The 15,797-nt window shown below is 64.7% G+C and carries 18 protein-coding genes; all 18 read left to right on the top strand.

Annotation, left to right across the window (positions count from 1 at the left end):
- The first annotated feature begins 96 nt into the window (after positions 1-96).
- Positions 97-690: a hypothetical protein gene (locus tag U1E26_00795; protein MDZ4168179.1), complete on the top strand. Its 594-nt coding sequence runs from the start codon at positions 97-99 to the stop codon at positions 688-690.
- 116 nt (positions 691-806) lie between these two features.
- Positions 807-1,640 carry an N-formylglutamate amidohydrolase gene (locus U1E26_00790; GenBank protein MDZ4168178.1) on the top strand — a complete coding sequence of 278 codons (834 nt, stop codon included), beginning with the start codon at positions 807-809 and terminating at the stop codon, positions 1,638-1,640.
- Positions 1,637-2,680, top strand: a complete 1,044-nt coding sequence (locus U1E26_00785; GenBank protein ID MDZ4168177.1) for a glutathione synthetase — start codon at positions 1,637-1,639, stop codon at positions 2,678-2,680. The genes U1E26_00790 and U1E26_00785 overlap by 4 nt, the downstream gene beginning before the upstream one ends.
- 251 nt (positions 2,681-2,931) lie before the next feature.
- The gene (locus U1E26_00780; protein ID MDZ4168176.1) at positions 2,932-3,768 is read left to right on the top strand and encodes a diguanylate cyclase; all 837 of its coding nucleotides are present in this window, start codon (positions 2,932-2,934) and stop codon (positions 3,766-3,768) included.
- Positions 3,765-4,241: a Na+/H+ antiporter subunit E gene (locus U1E26_00775; GenBank protein ID MDZ4168175.1), complete on the top strand. Its 477-nt coding sequence runs from the start codon at positions 3,765-3,767 to the stop codon at positions 4,239-4,241. The genes U1E26_00780 and U1E26_00775 overlap by 4 nt, the downstream gene beginning before the upstream one ends.
- Positions 4,242-4,243: 2 nt before the next feature.
- Positions 4,244-4,519, top strand: a complete 276-nt coding sequence (locus U1E26_00770; GenBank protein ID MDZ4168174.1) for a monovalent cation/H+ antiporter complex subunit F — start codon at positions 4,244-4,246, stop codon at positions 4,517-4,519.
- Entirely contained in the window at positions 4,516-4,857 is a 342-nt protein-coding gene (gene mnhG / locus U1E26_00765) for a monovalent cation/H(+) antiporter subunit G (protein ID MDZ4168173.1), read from the top strand. Before U1E26_00770 ends, mnhG begins: the two co-directional genes overlap by 4 nt.
- Entirely contained in the window at positions 4,854-5,096 is a 243-nt protein-coding gene (locus tag U1E26_00760; GenBank protein ID MDZ4168172.1) for a hydrogenase subunit MbhD domain-containing protein, read from the top strand. Before mnhG ends, U1E26_00760 begins: the two co-directional genes overlap by 4 nt.
- Positions 5,093-5,812 carry a hydrogen gas-evolving membrane-bound hydrogenase subunit E gene (gene mbhE, locus U1E26_00755; protein ID MDZ4168171.1) on the top strand — a complete coding sequence of 240 codons (720 nt, stop codon included), beginning with the start codon at positions 5,093-5,095 and terminating at the stop codon, positions 5,810-5,812. Before U1E26_00760 ends, mbhE begins: the two co-directional genes overlap by 4 nt.
- The gene (locus tag U1E26_00750; GenBank protein ID MDZ4168170.1) at positions 5,809-6,162 is read left to right on the top strand and encodes a cation:proton antiporter subunit C; all 354 of its coding nucleotides are present in this window, start codon (positions 5,809-5,811) and stop codon (positions 6,160-6,162) included. Before mbhE ends, U1E26_00750 begins: the two co-directional genes overlap by 4 nt.
- Before the next feature lies 1 nt (position 6,163).
- Entirely contained in the window at positions 6,164-7,654 is a 1,491-nt protein-coding gene (locus U1E26_00745; GenBank protein ID MDZ4168169.1) for a proton-conducting transporter membrane subunit, read from the top strand.
- A gap of 2 nt (positions 7,655-7,656) precedes the next feature.
- Entirely contained in the window at positions 7,657-9,132 is a 1,476-nt protein-coding gene (locus U1E26_00740; protein MDZ4168168.1) for a monovalent cation/H+ antiporter subunit D family protein, read from the top strand.
- 12 nt (positions 9,133-9,144) lie between these two features.
- Positions 9,145-10,647, top strand: a complete 1,503-nt coding sequence (locus U1E26_00735; protein ID MDZ4168167.1) for a proton-conducting transporter membrane subunit — start codon at positions 9,145-9,147, stop codon at positions 10,645-10,647.
- 19 nt (positions 10,648-10,666) lie between these two features.
- Positions 10,667-13,330, top strand: a complete 2,664-nt coding sequence (locus U1E26_00730; protein MDZ4168166.1) for a complex I subunit 5 family protein — start codon at positions 10,667-10,669, stop codon at positions 13,328-13,330.
- Between the two features lie 78 nt (positions 13,331-13,408).
- Positions 13,409-13,897 carry a DUF427 domain-containing protein gene (locus U1E26_00725; protein ID MDZ4168165.1) on the top strand — a complete coding sequence of 163 codons (489 nt, stop codon included), beginning with the start codon at positions 13,409-13,411 and terminating at the stop codon, positions 13,895-13,897.
- Between the two features lie 113 nt (positions 13,898-14,010).
- Positions 14,011-14,319 carry a ribbon-helix-helix protein, CopG family gene (locus U1E26_00720; GenBank protein MDZ4168164.1) on the top strand — a complete coding sequence of 103 codons (309 nt, stop codon included), beginning with the start codon at positions 14,011-14,013 and terminating at the stop codon, positions 14,317-14,319.
- The gene (locus U1E26_00715) at positions 14,297-14,722 is read left to right on the top strand and encodes a type II toxin-antitoxin system VapC family toxin (GenBank protein ID MDZ4168163.1); all 426 of its coding nucleotides are present in this window, start codon (positions 14,297-14,299) and stop codon (positions 14,720-14,722) included. The genes U1E26_00720 and U1E26_00715 overlap by 23 nt, the downstream gene beginning before the upstream one ends.
- A 169-nt stretch (positions 14,723-14,891) precedes the next feature.
- On the top strand, positions 14,892-15,689 hold the full coding sequence (locus tag U1E26_00710) for a zinc ribbon domain-containing protein (protein ID MDZ4168162.1): 798 nt from the start codon (positions 14,892-14,894) through the stop codon (positions 15,687-15,689).
- Positions 15,690-15,797: the final 108 nt, after the last annotated feature.

Genomic DNA, 15,797 nt, shown 5'->3' with positions numbered 1-15,797 from the left:
ACGCCCGCCGAGTCGCACCACCCACGGGTCAGATGCGGTCACGTGCCCCCCTTATAGCGTAGTGTGGGCACCCCCCGACACTGCTGAAGGAGCGTCATGCCCGGCATCGACGAACTGATTGTGCGCATGCGTGAACTCCAAGATGAGCTTCAGGTCGAGTTCGACAAGCGGCGGGACGGCTTCCAGTTCGTCGTCGAGCAGAAGCGCATCCGCTTCGCCGAAGACGTCGTGGCTTTGCAGCGCGGGGCGAAGACGGGCCTGTTCACCTACATGTTCGGCGCGTCGCTCCGGGTGTGGCTGACGGTTCCCGTCATCTACGCGGGCGCGATCCCGCTGCTCCTGCTTGACCTCTTCATCTGGATCTACCAGAGCCTGTGCTTTCCGGTCTACCGGATCCCGAAGGTCAAGCGCTCGGAGTACCTGGTACTTGACCGAGGCGATCTGGAGTACCTCAACGCCGCCCAGAAGCTCGGCTGTTTCTACTGCGGCTACGCCAACGGCCTGGCCTCCTACTTCCGTGAGGTCGCCGCACGCACGGAGCAGTACTGGTGCCCCATCAAGCACTCGCGGCGCATCCTCGCCGCCCACGACCACTACCCCAACTTCTTCGAGTTCGGGGACGCGGAGAGCTACCGGCTGGGCCTCGAGCGGTTGCGTGCTCAGCTCGCCGAGCAGGGGCTGGACACCTAGTCTTTGCCGACGCCGACGCACGAGCGTCGTTAACTTCTCCTTGCATCGATGTCGAAACGCCCCGCAGACCAGCATAATCCCATTCACCATTCATACGTGACGGGAGTGCAGGAGCCATGGAGCGGGTCGCGGACAGATACGGCGTACCACTGGCCAGCGTCGTGCGCGCAGAGGGCCCGGTCGTCGCGTTCGCACTGCATGCCGGTCACGCGCTGCGGCCCGGGCTCGATGAGGTCAGCGCGCTATCGGAAGACGACCGGCTGCGCGAGGAGGATCCGTACACCGCAACGATGGTGCCCGATGGCGTGTCGCTGGTCGAAGCGGTCCGCTCGCGCTTCGAGGTGGACCTGAACCGCCCCCGAGAACGGGCGGTGTATCGGGGTCCCGAGGACGCCTGGGGTCTGGATTTGTACCGAAGGCCTCCGTCAGCTGACGTCCTTTCGGCGTCACTCTCCGTCTACGACGACTTCTACGAGACCGCTCACGCGGTCCTGACGCAGATGGAGCGCGATCACGGCAGGTTTGTCGTCTTGGACCTGCACAGCTACAACCACCGCAGGGACGGCATGACCGCGGTCGCGTCCCCGATCGAGCGCAATCCAGAGGTGAATCTCGGCACCGGGCGCATCGACCGGGATCGCTGGGGCGATGTGGCCGACAGTTTCATGGAATCCATGCTGGATTCGGGCTTCGATTGTCGGGAGAATGTCAGATTCCGCGGCGGGTACTTCTCTCAGTGGGTGAGCGAAAACTTCCCCGAAAGCGGCGTCGCGCTCGCCATCGAGTTCAAGAAGATCTACATGGACGAATGGACCGGGCGTCCGGATCACGCGGCGATACTGCGGATTCGCGAGGCGCTTGGTGTCGCGATCGAGAGAATCGAAGAGGCACTGTCGGCACGGGCGTGGAGCTCGGACAGGGTTCCAAGCATCGAAGGGCTACGCGCATGAAGATCGGGTTCGTCGTCAACGACATCGCCACCGAGACGGCTGGTTACACCACCACCCGGTTGGCCGTCGCGGCGATCAATGCGGGACACGAGGCGTGGGTCATGACACCGGGCGATTTCGCCTACGACCCCGACGAGAAGGTCAAGGCGCGCGCCGTCCATGCTCCCAAGGACAGGTATGCCAGTACTGCGTCGTACCTGAAGGGCCTACGCAGCACTGGCGCGCGCAGCAGTCGGATCACCGTCGATGACCTCGATGTCCTGATGCTGCGCAACGACCCCTCCCAGGATGTCGAGATGCCGTGGCGCCAGAACGCGGCCATCGACTTCGGGCGACTGGCCATGCGCAACGGGGTCATCGTCCTGAACGACCCGAACGGGCTTGCCAAGGCGCTCACCAAGATGTACTTCCAGCAGTTCCCGGAGGAGGTGCGTCCACGGACCATCATCACGCGCGATCGCGATGAGATCAGAGAGTTCGTCAAGGAGCAGGACGGCCATGCGGTGCTCAAGCCACTTCAGGGCAGCGGCGGCAAGGGTGTCTTCATGGTCGACCACGCGACCAAGAAGAACCTCAATCAGATGATCGACGCTCTGACTCGCGACGGCTACGTCATCGCCCAGGAGTACCTGAGCGAGGCCGAGCAAGGGGACACGCGGCTGTTCATGATCAATGGTCGGCCCTTCAAGTACAAGGGCCGGTACGCCGCTTTCAAGCGATTGAGGCAGGGTGACGACATTCGTAGCAACGTGCACGCTGGGGGGCAGATCGCACCGGCGCAGATTACTGACAGGGAGCTTCGGATCTGCGAGATCGTGCGGCCCAAGCTGGTCACCGACGGCATGTTCCTGGTGGGGCTCGACATCGTCGGCGACAAGCTCATGGAGGTCAACGTGTTCTCGCCCGGAGGTCTCGGCAGTGCCCAGACCTTCGAGAAGGTCAACTTCTGCACCGGGGTTATCAGCGCTTTGGAGCGAAAAGTCGACTACATGAACACCTACCGGCGCAGGTTCTCAAACGTTCAGATGAACACGCTGTAGCGGGAGCACAGACGCTCACAACGCAATGACACCGCTGGTACTCAACGGCGATGACCGCCGTGCACGCATCGCAGGATAAACAAGCGTGAGCTGAATGCGCCGTGTATTCTCCGCGATGCACGGGCATAGGATAGACGTCGATCGTGATAGGGCTCGCACTTCCATCCAGCAAGCTGGTGAATGTGCGCCGTTGATCCCCGGAAACGACGCAGTGTACTTGGTACATGCGCACTCGTTGGCAGGGGGAGACCATGGACCTTCTCGTCACGCGGGCCGACCCAGCGATAGGGCATGCCGACGATCACCATCTGACAAGCCTCATCGCAATCGTCGCCTCGACCCTCTTCCTTACGTTGCTGTCTGTGTTCACGGGGGAGATCGGCGTCCTGTGGCCGCTCTATCTCGCACCGATCCTGATAGCGGCCTTGTCGTACGGCGTACCAGGGGCAGTGACCACTGCAACGCTGTGCGCTGGAATCGTGGCGCTCGTCCTGCCGGGGGTCGGTCGCTGGGCCGATCACCTCGGCGTTGTTGTGGGGTTCGTGATATTCCTCGGCTGCGGAGTCGCGGTCGGTGTCGCTGCGAACCGAAACCGGCGTCTGGTTCGCACGGCGGAGCAGGCATCCATCTACGATCCGGAGACCGGTCTGTTCAAGCCCGGCACGTTGCGCGAGCGTCTTGCCGAAGAGGCTGAGCGGGGAGTCCGGCATGGATACGACGTCGCGCTGCTGATCGTTCGCATCGATGACCTCCCGAGGTTCCGAGAGCAGTTCGGTGCGTACAAGACGGGGCTGCTCTTCGAGCACCTGGCGGCCGTGGTGAGTATCGCCGTGCGAGGAACCGACGTGGTAGGGCGTTTCGCGCCTGACGCTCTCGCGGTCATCGCACCCTTCACCGCTCCGAGCGATGCCGCTGGCGTCGCGGAGCGTGTCGAGCGTGCGGTCGGCGAAGCCGCGTTCGAGGGCGACGTGCTCGAGCCGGCAACGCGCTGCAGTGCGACGGTGGTCTGGGCATCCGCGCCCCAGGAGGCGACGGGGCCCGACGGGCTCGTCGGGCTGGCCGAGGAGCGGCTCGAGGCGAGACCATGAAGGCCCTCGGTGCTGCAGCCCCGCTGTTCGTCTTCTGGCTGGTGCTCACCGGATCGCTGGCGCCAGCCGACCTTGCGCTGGGGCTCGCGCTGTCTGTGCTCCTTGGCTGGTGGGCGGCGCGCGCACTCTGGGCGGCAGGGGACGAGCCGTCGCTGAGCTTGAAGCAGGCCGTGCGCTTCTGTGGCTACCTGCTCTGGCTCATCAAGGAGATCGTTGTTGCCGCGGTAGGCGTGGCCGAGAAGGTCCTGGACCCCCGGATGCCCATCGAACCGGTCGTGGTCGTCCATCACAGCCCGCTTGGTCGCACCGTCTCGCGGGTCGTGTTCGCCAACTCGATCACGCTGACCCCGGGCACGCTCACCGTCGATGTGGATGAATCGGGCTACACCGTGCACTGTCTCAGCGAGGAGTTCGCAACGGGCATCGAGAACGGTGAGATGGAGTCGCGAATCCGACGGGTGTTCGAGGAGTGATGATGGACACATTCCTCTGGGGACTCGGTATCTTCTTGCTAGCCAACGCCTTGCTGTGTCTGACCCGGGCGTACCTTGGCCCGACCGTGGCGGACCGGATCCTGGCGGTCAACATAGTCGGCACCAAGACCCTTGTGGTACTCGTGCTGCTCGCCTACATCTTTGGTCGCAGCCTGTATCTCGACATCGCGTTCGTCTATGGATTGCTCAACTTCGCTGTCACCGCCATAGCCGCACGTCTCATGGAGACCGGTCGGCTGATGGGGGACTGGTCATGAGCCTGATTGCAGCCATCGTTCAGGCCGCGGCGGTCATCCTGTGCGTCATGGGCGCCTTCTTCTTCCTTGTCGGCACCGTCGGCATACTGCGGCTCCCGGACTTCTTCTCGCGCACGCATGCGGCCACCAAGTGCGACACCGTCGGTGCGGGTTCGATCCTGCTGGGACTCACGCTCTTGGAGGGCTTCAGGCCTGATGCCCTCAGGCTCATCGCGCTCGCCGGACTCGTGCTGGTCTCGAGTCCCACGGCTGGCCATGCACTCGCCCGTGCGGCCTATCGCACGGGGCTCAAGCCGTGGACGCTCGCGGCCAAGGACAAGGGCGGTGACGCGGCGTGAGCAAGGCCTTCGACATCACGCTCATGGTTCTGCTCATCACCTGCGCGATCGCAGTGATCCGCACCAAGGACCTGCTCGGTGCTGTGGTCATCTTCTCGACCTACAGCCTCTTGATGTGCCTGATCTGGCAGCACAGGGGGGCCCCCGATGTTGCGATGACAGAGGCAGCGGTTGGCGCCGGCATCACCACCGTCTTGTTTCTGCTCGCGATCAGCAAGACGGTGAGGCGAGAGAAATGAAGCGTGCGCTGACAGCAGCCCTGCTCATCATCGTCGCGCTGCCGATGCTCTACGCCGTCGCACAGCTTCCGCCACAGGGCAGCCCTACGAGCCCGGCCTACACGCATGTCTCGGCTCGCTACCTTGAGGCCGGGCCAGAGGAGGCCGGTGCCGAGAACGTGGTCACCGCGGTCATTCTCAACTACCGCGGGTTCGACACGGACGGCGAGGTCACGGTGATCTTCACGTCGCTCGCGGCGGTCCTGGCGGTTCTGCTGGGTGTTCGCACGGGCGAGAAACCGCTTGCCGGGCAGCCCGTGTCGTCGGTGGAAGCGAGTGTCGTCGTCTCGTTCGTGGTACGGCTGCTCGCGCCGGCGATCGCGCTGTTCGGGATCTACGTCATCTTGCACGGCCATGTCTCGCCGGGAGGGGGCTTCCAGGGCGGCGCGATCCTCGCATCGCTCCTCATCATCATCACCACCATTCTCGAACGCGCGCAGGCCGAGGCGCTCGTCCCGCTTCGGATACGCAGATGGCTGCAGATAGCGGCGCCGCTCGCTTTCTTCACGGTGGGTGTGGCCGGTTTGGTCGTCTTCGGCAACTACCTCCAGTTTCCTCGGACGCACGACCTCGCGTGGCTCACCGTCACCTGGCTCACCATCATCGAGATCGGTATCGGGGTGGGCGGCGCTGCCATCCTCGCGACGATCTTCTGGACGATGGGGGGCGACTCATGATCGATGCGCTGTGGACGAACCTCGACTACGTGGGCTCGGTCGTGCTGTTCTGCATCGGCCTCTACTGCGTCATCACGAAGAACAATCTCATCAAGAAGTTCATCGGGATCAATATCATGGAGACCGCGGTGTTCGCCTTCATCGTCGCGCTGGGCGTCGTCGAAGGTGGCGATGCACCGATCATGGGCTCCGGTGCGACTCCGCCGTTCACCAACCCGATTCCGCAAGCGCTCATTCTGACCGGAATCGTGGTCGCGGTCAGCACGACCTCACTTGCCCTGAGCCTCATCATCCGCATCTATCGGCACTGCGGGACCATCGAAGCCGACGAGCTGCGGGAGATGGGGTGAGATGTCTGCGTCAACGATGATCGTGGCGGTCATCATCGTGCCCCTGCTCGGCGCGGTGCTGACACCTGTCGTAGGCGGACGCAGCGGCAAAGCGGCAGGCCCTTGGGCCTTCGGCACCATGCTCCTGACCTCCGCCATCGGGGTCTACCTCATGGCGCACGTTGCGCGGGTCGGGCCGTTCTCTGCGTACCTGGGCGGGTGGGAGCCGCCTTACGGCATCGAGCTGCGGTTCGACGAGTTCTCCGCTTCGATCAGCGTGATCTGCCTGCTCGGCACCCTCGCGATCCTGTTCTCCTTCCGCTACGCCGAGAAGGAGCTGCCTGCCGAGCGCCTTCGCTACTACTACACGCTTCTGCTGCTGAACCTCACGGGCATGATCGGGTTCGTGGTGACCGGCGATCTGTTCAACCTGTTCGTCTTCATGGAGATCCTGTCGCTCTCGAGCTACGCGCTTGTGGCGGTGAGCGGTGAACACACCGCGGAGATGGCGGCGTTCAAGTACCTCATCATGGGGGCGGTCTCGTCGCTGTTGGTCCTGTTCGGCATCGGGTTGCTCTACGCGCTGACCGGCAGCCTGAACATGGCGGACATCTCAACCCGTCTCACCGGGGCCGCTGAGGCTCCGGCGATGCTCGCCTTCGCGGTGCTCGCCGTCGGTTTCGTGGTCAAAGCGGCGGTCTTCCCGCTGCATATCTGGCTTCCGGATGCCCATGCGATCGCCCCCAGCCCGGTTAGCGCCATCCTCTCGGGCCTGGTGGTCAAGATGGGGCTGCTGGGGTTGGTCCGCATCTACCAGATCTACTACGGCGCTCGCGTGCTCGATCTGAGCACATTCAACCTGATGCTCGTGTGGCTGGGCGCCATCTCGATCGTGATGGGCGCCTTCTTCGCGATCTTCCAAGAGGACATCAAGATGATGCTCGCGTACTCGACGATCTCCAACGTCGGCTACATCGTCATGGGCCTCGGGCTGGCAAGCCAGTACAGCGTGATCGGTGCGACCGTCCATGTGTTCAACCACGCGATCATCAAGGCCACGCTCTTCTTGGGTGCCGGCGCCCTCATCTATCGGACGGGCTACCGCAACCTGACCGATCTGCGCGGGGTCGGACGCTCCATGCCCCTCACCACCGCTGCTATCTCGATCGGGGCGGTCTCGATCGTGGGCATCCCGCCGACCGCGGGCTTCCTGTGCAAGTGGTACATCGCGCTCGGCGCGATCGAGGCGAACCAACCGTTCTTCGGCTTCGCCCTCGTGTTCGGGGCGCTCTTCATCTTCGTCTACTACATACGGATGGTGAACGCGTTCTACTTCCAGCAGCCGGTGCACCCGGAGATCCTCGAGCTCAAAGAGGCACCGCCCAGCATGCTCGTGCCGGTTCTCCTGCTCGCCGCTCTGTGCCTGATCATGGGGATTCTGGGCCGGCTGCCGTTGAGCTTCATCGAGCCCGCGGTCGCGCGCCTGCTCGGGACGCTGGGGATGGGGGGCTAGAGTTGGAAGTCGTCGATCTCAGACCGATGCTTGCGCCGGCGATATCGTTCGCGTGTGCCGGTCTCGTGTTCGCCTCCCGGCGCAGCCGGTTCTGGCTGTACTTCTGGAGCCTGAGTGCTGCGGCGATCAAGCTCGTCGTCGTCATGTCGATGCTGCCCGGCGCCCTCAAGGGGAACGTCTACGTCTACAACCTCGTCGACTTCACTCCGGGAATCGGACTCGCCTTCCGCGCAGACGCGTTGGGGATGTTCTTCGCCGCGGTGAGTTCCACGCTCTGGCTTATCACGACGGTCTATGCGATCGGCTACATGGAGCCCGAGCATTCGAAGACCCGGTTCTTCGGCTTCTTCGCGCTGTGTGTCTCGGCAACCGTGGGCATCGCGTTCGCGGAGAACCTGCTCACGCTGTTCCTGTTCTACGAGACGCTCACCATCTGCACCTATCCACTCGTGGTCCACGAACAGACCCCCGAGGCGATGAAGGCGGGCAGGAAGTACCTGGCATACACCCTGATCGGCGGCGCGTTCGTCCTTCTGGGTTCGGTCGTCACCTACGACATGGCGGGCACGCTCACCTTGAGCAAGCCGGGCATCCTGTCGCTATCGGCGGGGGTGGGGCCGCTCTCTTGGCTCCTGTTCGCGTTCGTGATCGGGTTCGGCGTCAAACTCGCGATCATGCCGCTTCACGGCTGGCTACCGAGCGCGATGGTCGCACCGACTCCGGTCAGCGCGCTTCTGCACGCGGTCGCGGTGGTCAAGGCGGGGGCGTTCGGCCTGCTCCGCGTCTTCTACAACGTCTTCGGGGTCACCCTCCTGCGCGAGTTACCGCTCGTCTCGTGGCTGTCGTGGGTGGCGGTGTTCACGATCTTCGCGGCCTCGTTCATCGCGATCTTCCAGGACAACTTCAAACGGCGCCTCGCGTACTCCACCATCAGCCAGCTGAGCTACATCGTGCTCGGTGCGACCTTGCTCACGCCCTATGGAGCGACCGCGGCCATCGCGCATATCGCGAACCAGGCATTCGCCAAGATCACCATGTTCTTCGTGGCCGGCTCCATCCAGCGGACGACCGGCAAGACCCAGGTCCACGAGTTCGCCGGGCTGGGATACCGGATGCCCTACACGATGGGGGCCTACACGGTGGCCGCCTTGAGCTTCGTGGGCTTTCCGATGTTCGCCGGTTTCATCACCAAGTGGTACCTGTCGCTCGGGGCGCTCCAGGCCGAGGAGTGGTGGTTCGCGCTCGTGATGGTCGTGAGCTCACTCCTGAATGCGGCGTACTGGTTCCCGATCGTCTACATCGCGTTCTTCAAGGTGCCTCCCGGTACGGAGATCGACATCCGGGAGGCTCGGCCGACCCTGTTGTGGCCGACCTTGATCTGCGCCGCGTACGTGATCTTGCTCGGGCTCACGACGCAGGTACCCGGCATGCCATTCTCGCTTGCAGAGGCAGCCGTCCATTCCGTCTTCGGCATGTAGGGGGTGGGCGTCGTGGATGCCCGAATGGTCACATCGTTCCTGCCACCGGTTGCGTTCCTGCTGCCGATTCTCGCTGCGGTGATCATCGTCCCCGCGACGGCGCGCCACGAACGCCTGCGCCGGATCGGCCTCACCCTCGTCTGCGTCGCGACGGTGGCGGTGGCGGTGTGGTTCGTTCCCGGTGTGCTCGACGGCGTGGTGTATGAGACCCATGTCATTCAGGTCACCCCGGCCATATGGATGTACCTGCGCGTCGATGCGATGGGTGCGCTGTTCGGTCTGACCGCGGCGATCCTGTGGCTCCTGGCGCTCGTGTACTCGTTCGGCTACATGGACGGCGGCAAACGGCTTGGTCGCTACTACGCGTTCCTCGTGCTGGCGTTGGGCTGGACCATGGGAATCGCCTATGCCGGCAACCTGCTCACCTTCCTGATCTTCTACGAGCTGTTCTCGATTCTCACGTACCCGCTCATCGTGCATGAGGAGACGCCCGAGGCCATGGCGGCGGGCACCAAGTACATCGTCTACATCCTGATAGGCGGCTCGCTCGTTCTGCTCGCCATCGTGTCGACCTACTTCCTCGCCGGCGACCAGACGCTGACGCCCGAGGGACTGCTCACGATGGAGATGGGCCGCACCCAGCTCATCGCGGTGTTCTGGTGCTTCATAGCCGGCTTCGGGGTGAAGGCGGCGCTTGCTCCGCTGTACGGGTGGGTTCCCGATGCGCACCCCGCCGCGCCGGCGCCGTTCTCCGCCGTGCTTTCAGGGGTGATGGTGGCGGCGGGCACGTTCGGGATCATGCGGGTCTTCTACAACGTGTTCGGGGTGGACCTGGTGCGCGAGCTCGGTCAAGCGCCCTACCTCGCCGGTGTGGCAGCGTTCACCGTGCTATTCGCGGCGATACTCGCGGTCAACCAAGACAACCTCAAGCGGCGTCTCGCCTATTCGACGATCAGCCAGATGGCGTACGCCGCGCTCGGGGTGGCGCTTCTCGGGCAACAAGCCGCCACGGGTTCGCTCGTGCACATCACGAACCACGCCTTCATGAAGGGTGCACTCTTTCTGTGCGCCGGTCTGTTCATCAAGCGGGCAGGGGCGCGCAGGGTGAGCGAGCTCGACGGGATCGGTCGCGTGATGCCGATCACCTCGGCGGCGTTCGCCCTCGTCGCGCTGAGCATGATCGGCACGCCGCCCCTGTCCGGTTTCGTGAGCAAGTGGTACCTCGGTCTGGGCATGCTCGACATGGACGAGCCGCTCTACCTCGTGGTGTTGCTGGGGGGTGCGCTGCTCGCCGCGGTCTACCTGTTGCCGATCGTGTACGCCGCGTACTTCAAGCCCGCCGGGGCAGCTGCCCTGGCGCTCGCAGATCGTACGGGTCGCGAAGCCCCGTGGGTCATGCTCGTCCCGCTCATCGCCGCCGCCGCGCTCACGGTGTTGCTCGGGCTCGCAGCCTCGGTGGATGGCATGCCGCTGTCGCTCGCGCGACTCGCGGCGCAGATCGCCTTCGGCCAGTGAGGGGAAGGGGAGGTCCGGCATGGACGCCGGCCACGCAGCGCATGCTGTCGAATCCATAGTCGAGGAGTTGCACGTCGCGTATAGCGTGCTGCCGCCGCTTGTCGTAGCGGTGCCGCTCATAGGCGCGCTCCTCGTGCTGGCGACCGGCAAACGGTGGCCGCGTCTTCGCAACGCGCTCGTCGTGGGCGTGACCGGACTCACCCTGCTGCTCGTGGTGGTCATGATCGGCCCAGTGGTTGCGGAGCACCGCATAGGTGCCCAGTTACCTGCCCTGCTCGGGCAGATCACGTTTACGGTCGACGCGTTCGGGCTGCTCTTCGCACTGTTCACGACGTTCGTGTGGTTCGCCTCGACGCTCTACTCGCTTGACTACCTCAAGCACGAGCATGCGCACGACCGGTACCACGCGACGAGTCTGATCGTGCTGGCGGCGAACCTGGGCGTGGTGCTCGCCGGGGACCTCGTGACGCTCTACCTGTTCTTCGAGGCTCTTGGGCTCGTGGCGTTCTTGCTCGTGATCCACACGGAGACCGACGAGGCCAAACGCGCGTCGATGAAGTACTGGTGGATGACGATTGTCGGCGGTTTCGCACTACTCGCCGGCATCATGCTGACCTTTGCGCTCGGCGGCACGGGCGCGCTGAGGCCACTTCCGGCCAGCGAGGGCGCCGAGGCGCTGCGCTGGGCCGCTTCGGCGCTGCTGATACTGGGATTTGGCGTGAAGGCGGGCATGCTGCCGGTACACGTGTGGCTGCCTGACGCGCATCCGGTGGCACCGTCGCCAGCCAGCGCCCTGCTCTCCGGAGTGATGATCAAGGCGGGCGCCTACGGCATCTTCCGTACGCTGTTCGTGCTCATGCGCCCGGAGATCAGCGCGTCTCTCGAAGAGAGCGCATGGCACTTCAGCAGCCAGCTCGGTCTCGTGGTGCTCTGGACAGGCATGGCCACGATGCTCATCGGCGTTCTGCTCGCACTCGGTCAGTCGAACGCCAAGCGGATGCTCGCCTACCACAGCGTGAGCCAGATGGGATTCATCCTCGCCGGCCTAGGCGCTGCGGCATACCTGGGCACGCACGGAGCGATGGGCATCGGCGGCGCGCTCTATCACGTGGTGAACCACGCGATCTTCAAGGGAGCACTGTTCCTCGGCGTGGGGGCGGTGTTCTACCGCACGGCCGAACTCGATATGTACAAGCTCGGCGGGCTGTGGAAGCGCATGCCGCTCACCTTCCTGTTCACCCTCATCGCCGCCTTCGGCATCACGGGGGTGCCGCTGTTCAACGGCTTCGTGAGCAAATGCATGATCCACCACGCGATCGTGGAGGCGGGGGAGCTGCACGAGCTCGCGTCACTGGGCGTCGCCGAGTGGATATTCATCATCACGTGCGGCGGCACGGCGTGCTCGTTCATCAAGCTGATCGGCTTCGTATTCCTGGGCAAGGCGAAGCAGGAGTATGGACCTGAGGTCAGAGAGGTGCCGCTCCGCATGCTTCTGGGCATGGGGATGCTCTCGGGCGCGATCGTGGTCCTCGGTGTAGCGCCGCAGCTTCTGCTGCGCGGGTTATTCGTGCCGGGGCTCGAGTCTTGGGGACTGCACGCGACCCTGCTTGAGAAGTATCTCGAGACGATGTTCCTGAGCGCCGCCGACCTGCAGTCGCTCATCATCCCGTTCGTGCTCGGGGCGCTCATCTTCATCGTCGGAAAGCGTTTCGGGCTGTTTCATCTTCACGCACCCGCATGGTTCGGTGTGGACTACTGGTACTGCAGAGCCGCGCACGGTCTGATCTCTGCCTGCGCGTTCATCGACGAGTGGTACGAGCACGGGCGTTCATCGCTTTCGAGATGGTTGAGCCGGACCGGTGTCGCGTACGCCGCTGCATGGGTGCGCCTGGATCGGCAGCGCCACCGATTCGTGACCACGCTGCTCACCGGTGCCCCCGGTCCGCGAAACCAGCGCTTCGTCCAGCACGCGTACGTCGAGCTTGAGCGCGAACGCCAAGCGACGGTCCGACAGGCGATCGACGCGCTGACGCGTGACCTCGATGCAGGAGATCGGCCGACAGGCGAGCGCGAAGCCCTCATCGATGCGGGGCGGCACGTGGCCTTGTACATGTCCGGCCGCGTGTTCACCGAGCGGATGGGCGTCGTCTCGGACATCGTCCGCTTCGGGCTTGCCGAGGAGATACGTGAGGGTTTCGACAGCGTGGTCGAAGGGCTGGTCAGCTCACGCGAGGAGGTCGCCGAGACGGTGCTGCACGTCGCGCCGAAACGTGTGGCAGGGCAGGACGTCAATCGGGAGATCTCCGCAGGCGTCAACCGCTTGATCGGCCAGGAGCGCTTCGATCGGCGCCTCGCGACGCTCGTCCCGCCCCGGGGCGGTCACCTGCCAGGAGCCGACCCGAGAACCGCCGCGTCGACCGGGGCTCTGGCGCACCTGTACCGCTCAGAGGGGCTGAGCCGCCTTGAGCGGTTCGCGCGCTGGCTCTCTGAGATAACCCGCTTGGCTGTCGAGTCCGTCACGCAGGAGCGCGCGAGCTGGGCGTTCGAGAATCGCTTCGACGAGGCGAGCGTGGTGAGCACGCGCGTCGCCATACAGCGCTACGCACGCGACATGTCCTTCAATGTAGCCGTCATCTTCGTGGTCTTGCTCGCGTTCCTCGGTGCTCTGGCGGTACGGGCCTGACGGGCTGGTTGGTGGAGAGGTCGTTGACCGCAGGATGGAGTCTGGTTCCGCAGACCGAAGCGAGTGAGGGGGTTCGCCTTGAGTCAATCGCCCAACGCACGGCCGATTGAGCGCGTGTGGGACTATCCGCGGCCTCCCTCGGTCATGCGCGAGTCACTACACGTGCGCGCGCTCGTGGCGGGTCATGTCATCGTCGATACCCGCCGACCCGTTCTCATTCGCGAGACGAGTCACCCGCCGGTCTACTACCTGCCGCCCGAGGACGTCGCACGCGAGTTCCTCGTCCCGAGCACGCATCGGACGCACTGCGAGTTCAAAGGCGAAGCACACTACTTCTCGCTCGCCATCGACGGCAGTAACGCCAGCAACGTGGCGTGGTACTACCCGCATCCGTCGCCCGGGTATGAGGAGCTGACCGATCACATCGCCTTCTACGCGTGGGCGCTCGATGAGGCAACGGTCGACGGCGAGCAGGTTGAGCCGCAGCCGGGGCACTTCTACGGTGGCTGGGTGACGAGCTGGCTCGAGGGCCCGTTCAAGGGTGCTCCCGGGACGATGGGCTGGTGACGAGAGCCTTGTTGGCCGCGATGCCCTGAAGCGACCGATTCGGTTGACGCCGTTCTAACGGCGGTAGTACCATTGGTACGACCATCGGGTACTACCAAAGGGGGTATGGTGCTATGGCTGTCGAGAAGTTCAGCATTTCACTCCCGGATGATCTCGTGATCGACATCGACGAACTCGCCGTATCCGAGGGTTTGACGCGAAGCGGCGTGATACGCGAGGCCGCGGCAACGTACGTCGCGTCTCGGAAGTCGGTGCAGTACGAGCGTCTGCGACGCGAACGCATTGACTCCGCCCTCGCGGGTTTCGAGCAGGTGGCGGCGAGCTGGGGCCAGGACGACCAGACATCGCTCGACCACCTACGCGTGCTCCGTGGCGAATGCGCTGAGGGCCGCGGCGGACGTGAAGACGAGCATCGTGGATGAGCGCCGGCTCGTCGTGCTTGACTCCTCGGTGGGCGTCAAGTGGATCAAGCCGGAACCCGGGCGAGCCGATGCCATCGGGCTGCTCGCTGAGCATCGCGAGGGGCGTATCCGGCTTGTTGTGCCCGCTCACTTCATCCACGAAGTAGTGGGGGTCGCCGTGCGGCACGGTGGTCCCGAACGAGGAGAGACGACGTGGGCCAGCCTGCGCAACAGCGACCTCACGGTGGTCGGGCTCGACGATACTCTGGCCGCCGCCGCGTTCGACCAATGCCGTCTGCTGGGATGCTCGTTCTACGACGCGCTGGCCCCGGCTCTTGCCGAGCGCCTGGGCGCGACCCTCTTCTCGGCTGACGCAAGGGCGCACGCGCGATTCGCAGGGATAGTGCTGATCGGCCAGGCGTGACGTCGGTCGGCGGCTCGCAGACACGTCTCTTCGTTTGTCCGCGTGCTCGGGCGGGAAGAGTTCCCAAGACCGTGAAACTCACCTTCTCGGACCGCTTCACCCGCTATTACTTCACCACAACGCGGAGCGCTAGACTGTCAGACGTACCCTCGGGGGAAGGGAGTTCCAGATGCAGTGTCCTGCATGCGGTGCCGAAGTGGCGTCAGACGGCGCGTTCTGTGGGTCCTGCGGAGCCAGCCTTCAGGCACAGGCGCCGCCTGACCCGGGCGCGGCCTACCCGCCGGCGCATCCCGCTCCCGTCGCACCGGCCTCCCCGGCCGCACCTCCCGTGCAACCCGGGCAATACATCGGCCCTCAGCCCGCTGCGGCAGCCTCGCCCGCGCCCGCGGCCCCGCCCGCCAAGCGCGGCCTGCCTGCCGTGGCCATCGTGGCGATCGTGGTCGGCGCCCTGATCCTCGCGTGCGCCGTGGTCGGTGGCGGTCTGTTCGCCTTCAGGGCGTTCAACGCATCCGATGAGGTCGCGCTCCCGGCTGTCACGCCTCCCGCGCCGGCCCCCTCGGCAGTGGCTACCGAGATGCCTGATCCGGCGCTCGAAGAGCCGGATCCGACGGTCGAGGAGCCGGCCGCCACCGACGCGATCGTCACCGAGGATGAGGCTTCCGCAGTCGTGACGCAGTTCATGGATACTCGTGCCAGCGGGGATATCGAGGGCTCGAAGGTCTACTGCAGCAAGACCATGCTCGCCGGCGAGTACGGCGACTTCGTGAGCGACAAGTACTGGAAGCCGGACAGCTACAAGATCACGCGCACGACCCCCGACCTCATGTACGTCCATGTGACGACGATGGGTATGTGGCCCTCGGGCGAAGAGCCGACGATCTTCTCGGTGTTGCGCGATCCCGACAGCGGACAGGTGCTCATCGACGGCATGCTCGACCCGGAGAACGTCCCGGAGCTTTGGAAATAGGGCGTGCGGGAGAAGACAAGCACAGCTGACGCCGACGTCTGGCTGTTCCATCGCGCACGATCGGCCACCGGCGACCTCTGCGTCTGCCGCCGGGCGCGTATGCTGGGC

The organism is Coriobacteriia bacterium (genome assembly GCA_034370385.1).
Classification (GTDB): Bacteria; Actinomycetota; Coriobacteriia; order Anaerosomatales; family PHET01; genus JAXMKZ01.
The sequence above is the reverse complement of the archived record's forward strand: the minus strand, read 5'-3'. Positions and strand labels throughout refer to the sequence as shown.

Coding starts and splice junctions, on each gene's coding strand:
- U1E26_00745 (MDZ4168169.1), top strand. CDS start 6,164: ATGTCTGCGTCAACGATGATCGTGGCGGTCATCATCGTGCCCCTGCTC.
- U1E26_00780 (MDZ4168176.1), top strand. CDS start 2,932: ATGGACCTTCTCGTCACGCGGGCCGACCCAGCGATAGGGCATGCCGAC.
- U1E26_00790 (MDZ4168178.1), top strand. CDS start 807: ATGGAGCGGGTCGCGGACAGATACGGCGTACCACTGGCCAGCGTCGTG.
- U1E26_00770 (MDZ4168174.1), top strand. CDS start 4,244: ATGGACACATTCCTCTGGGGACTCGGTATCTTCTTGCTAGCCAACGCC.
- U1E26_00720 (MDZ4168164.1), top strand. CDS start 14,011: ATGGCTGTCGAGAAGTTCAGCATTTCACTCCCGGATGATCTCGTGATC.
- U1E26_00785 (MDZ4168177.1), top strand. CDS start 1,637: ATGAAGATCGGGTTCGTCGTCAACGACATCGCCACCGAGACGGCTGGT.
- U1E26_00750 (MDZ4168170.1), top strand. CDS start 5,809: ATGATCGATGCGCTGTGGACGAACCTCGACTACGTGGGCTCGGTCGTG.
- mnhG (MDZ4168173.1), top strand. CDS start 4,516: ATGAGCCTGATTGCAGCCATCGTTCAGGCCGCGGCGGTCATCCTGTGC.
- U1E26_00795 (MDZ4168179.1), top strand. CDS start 97: ATGCCCGGCATCGACGAACTGATTGTGCGCATGCGTGAACTCCAAGAT.
- U1E26_00775 (MDZ4168175.1), top strand. CDS start 3,765: ATGAAGGCCCTCGGTGCTGCAGCCCCGCTGTTCGTCTTCTGGCTGGTG.
- U1E26_00710 (MDZ4168162.1), top strand. CDS start 14,892: ATGCAGTGTCCTGCATGCGGTGCCGAAGTGGCGTCAGACGGCGCGTTC.
- mbhE (MDZ4168171.1), top strand. CDS start 5,093: ATGAAGCGTGCGCTGACAGCAGCCCTGCTCATCATCGTCGCGCTGCCG.
- U1E26_00730 (MDZ4168166.1), top strand. CDS start 10,667: ATGGACGCCGGCCACGCAGCGCATGCTGTCGAATCCATAGTCGAGGAG.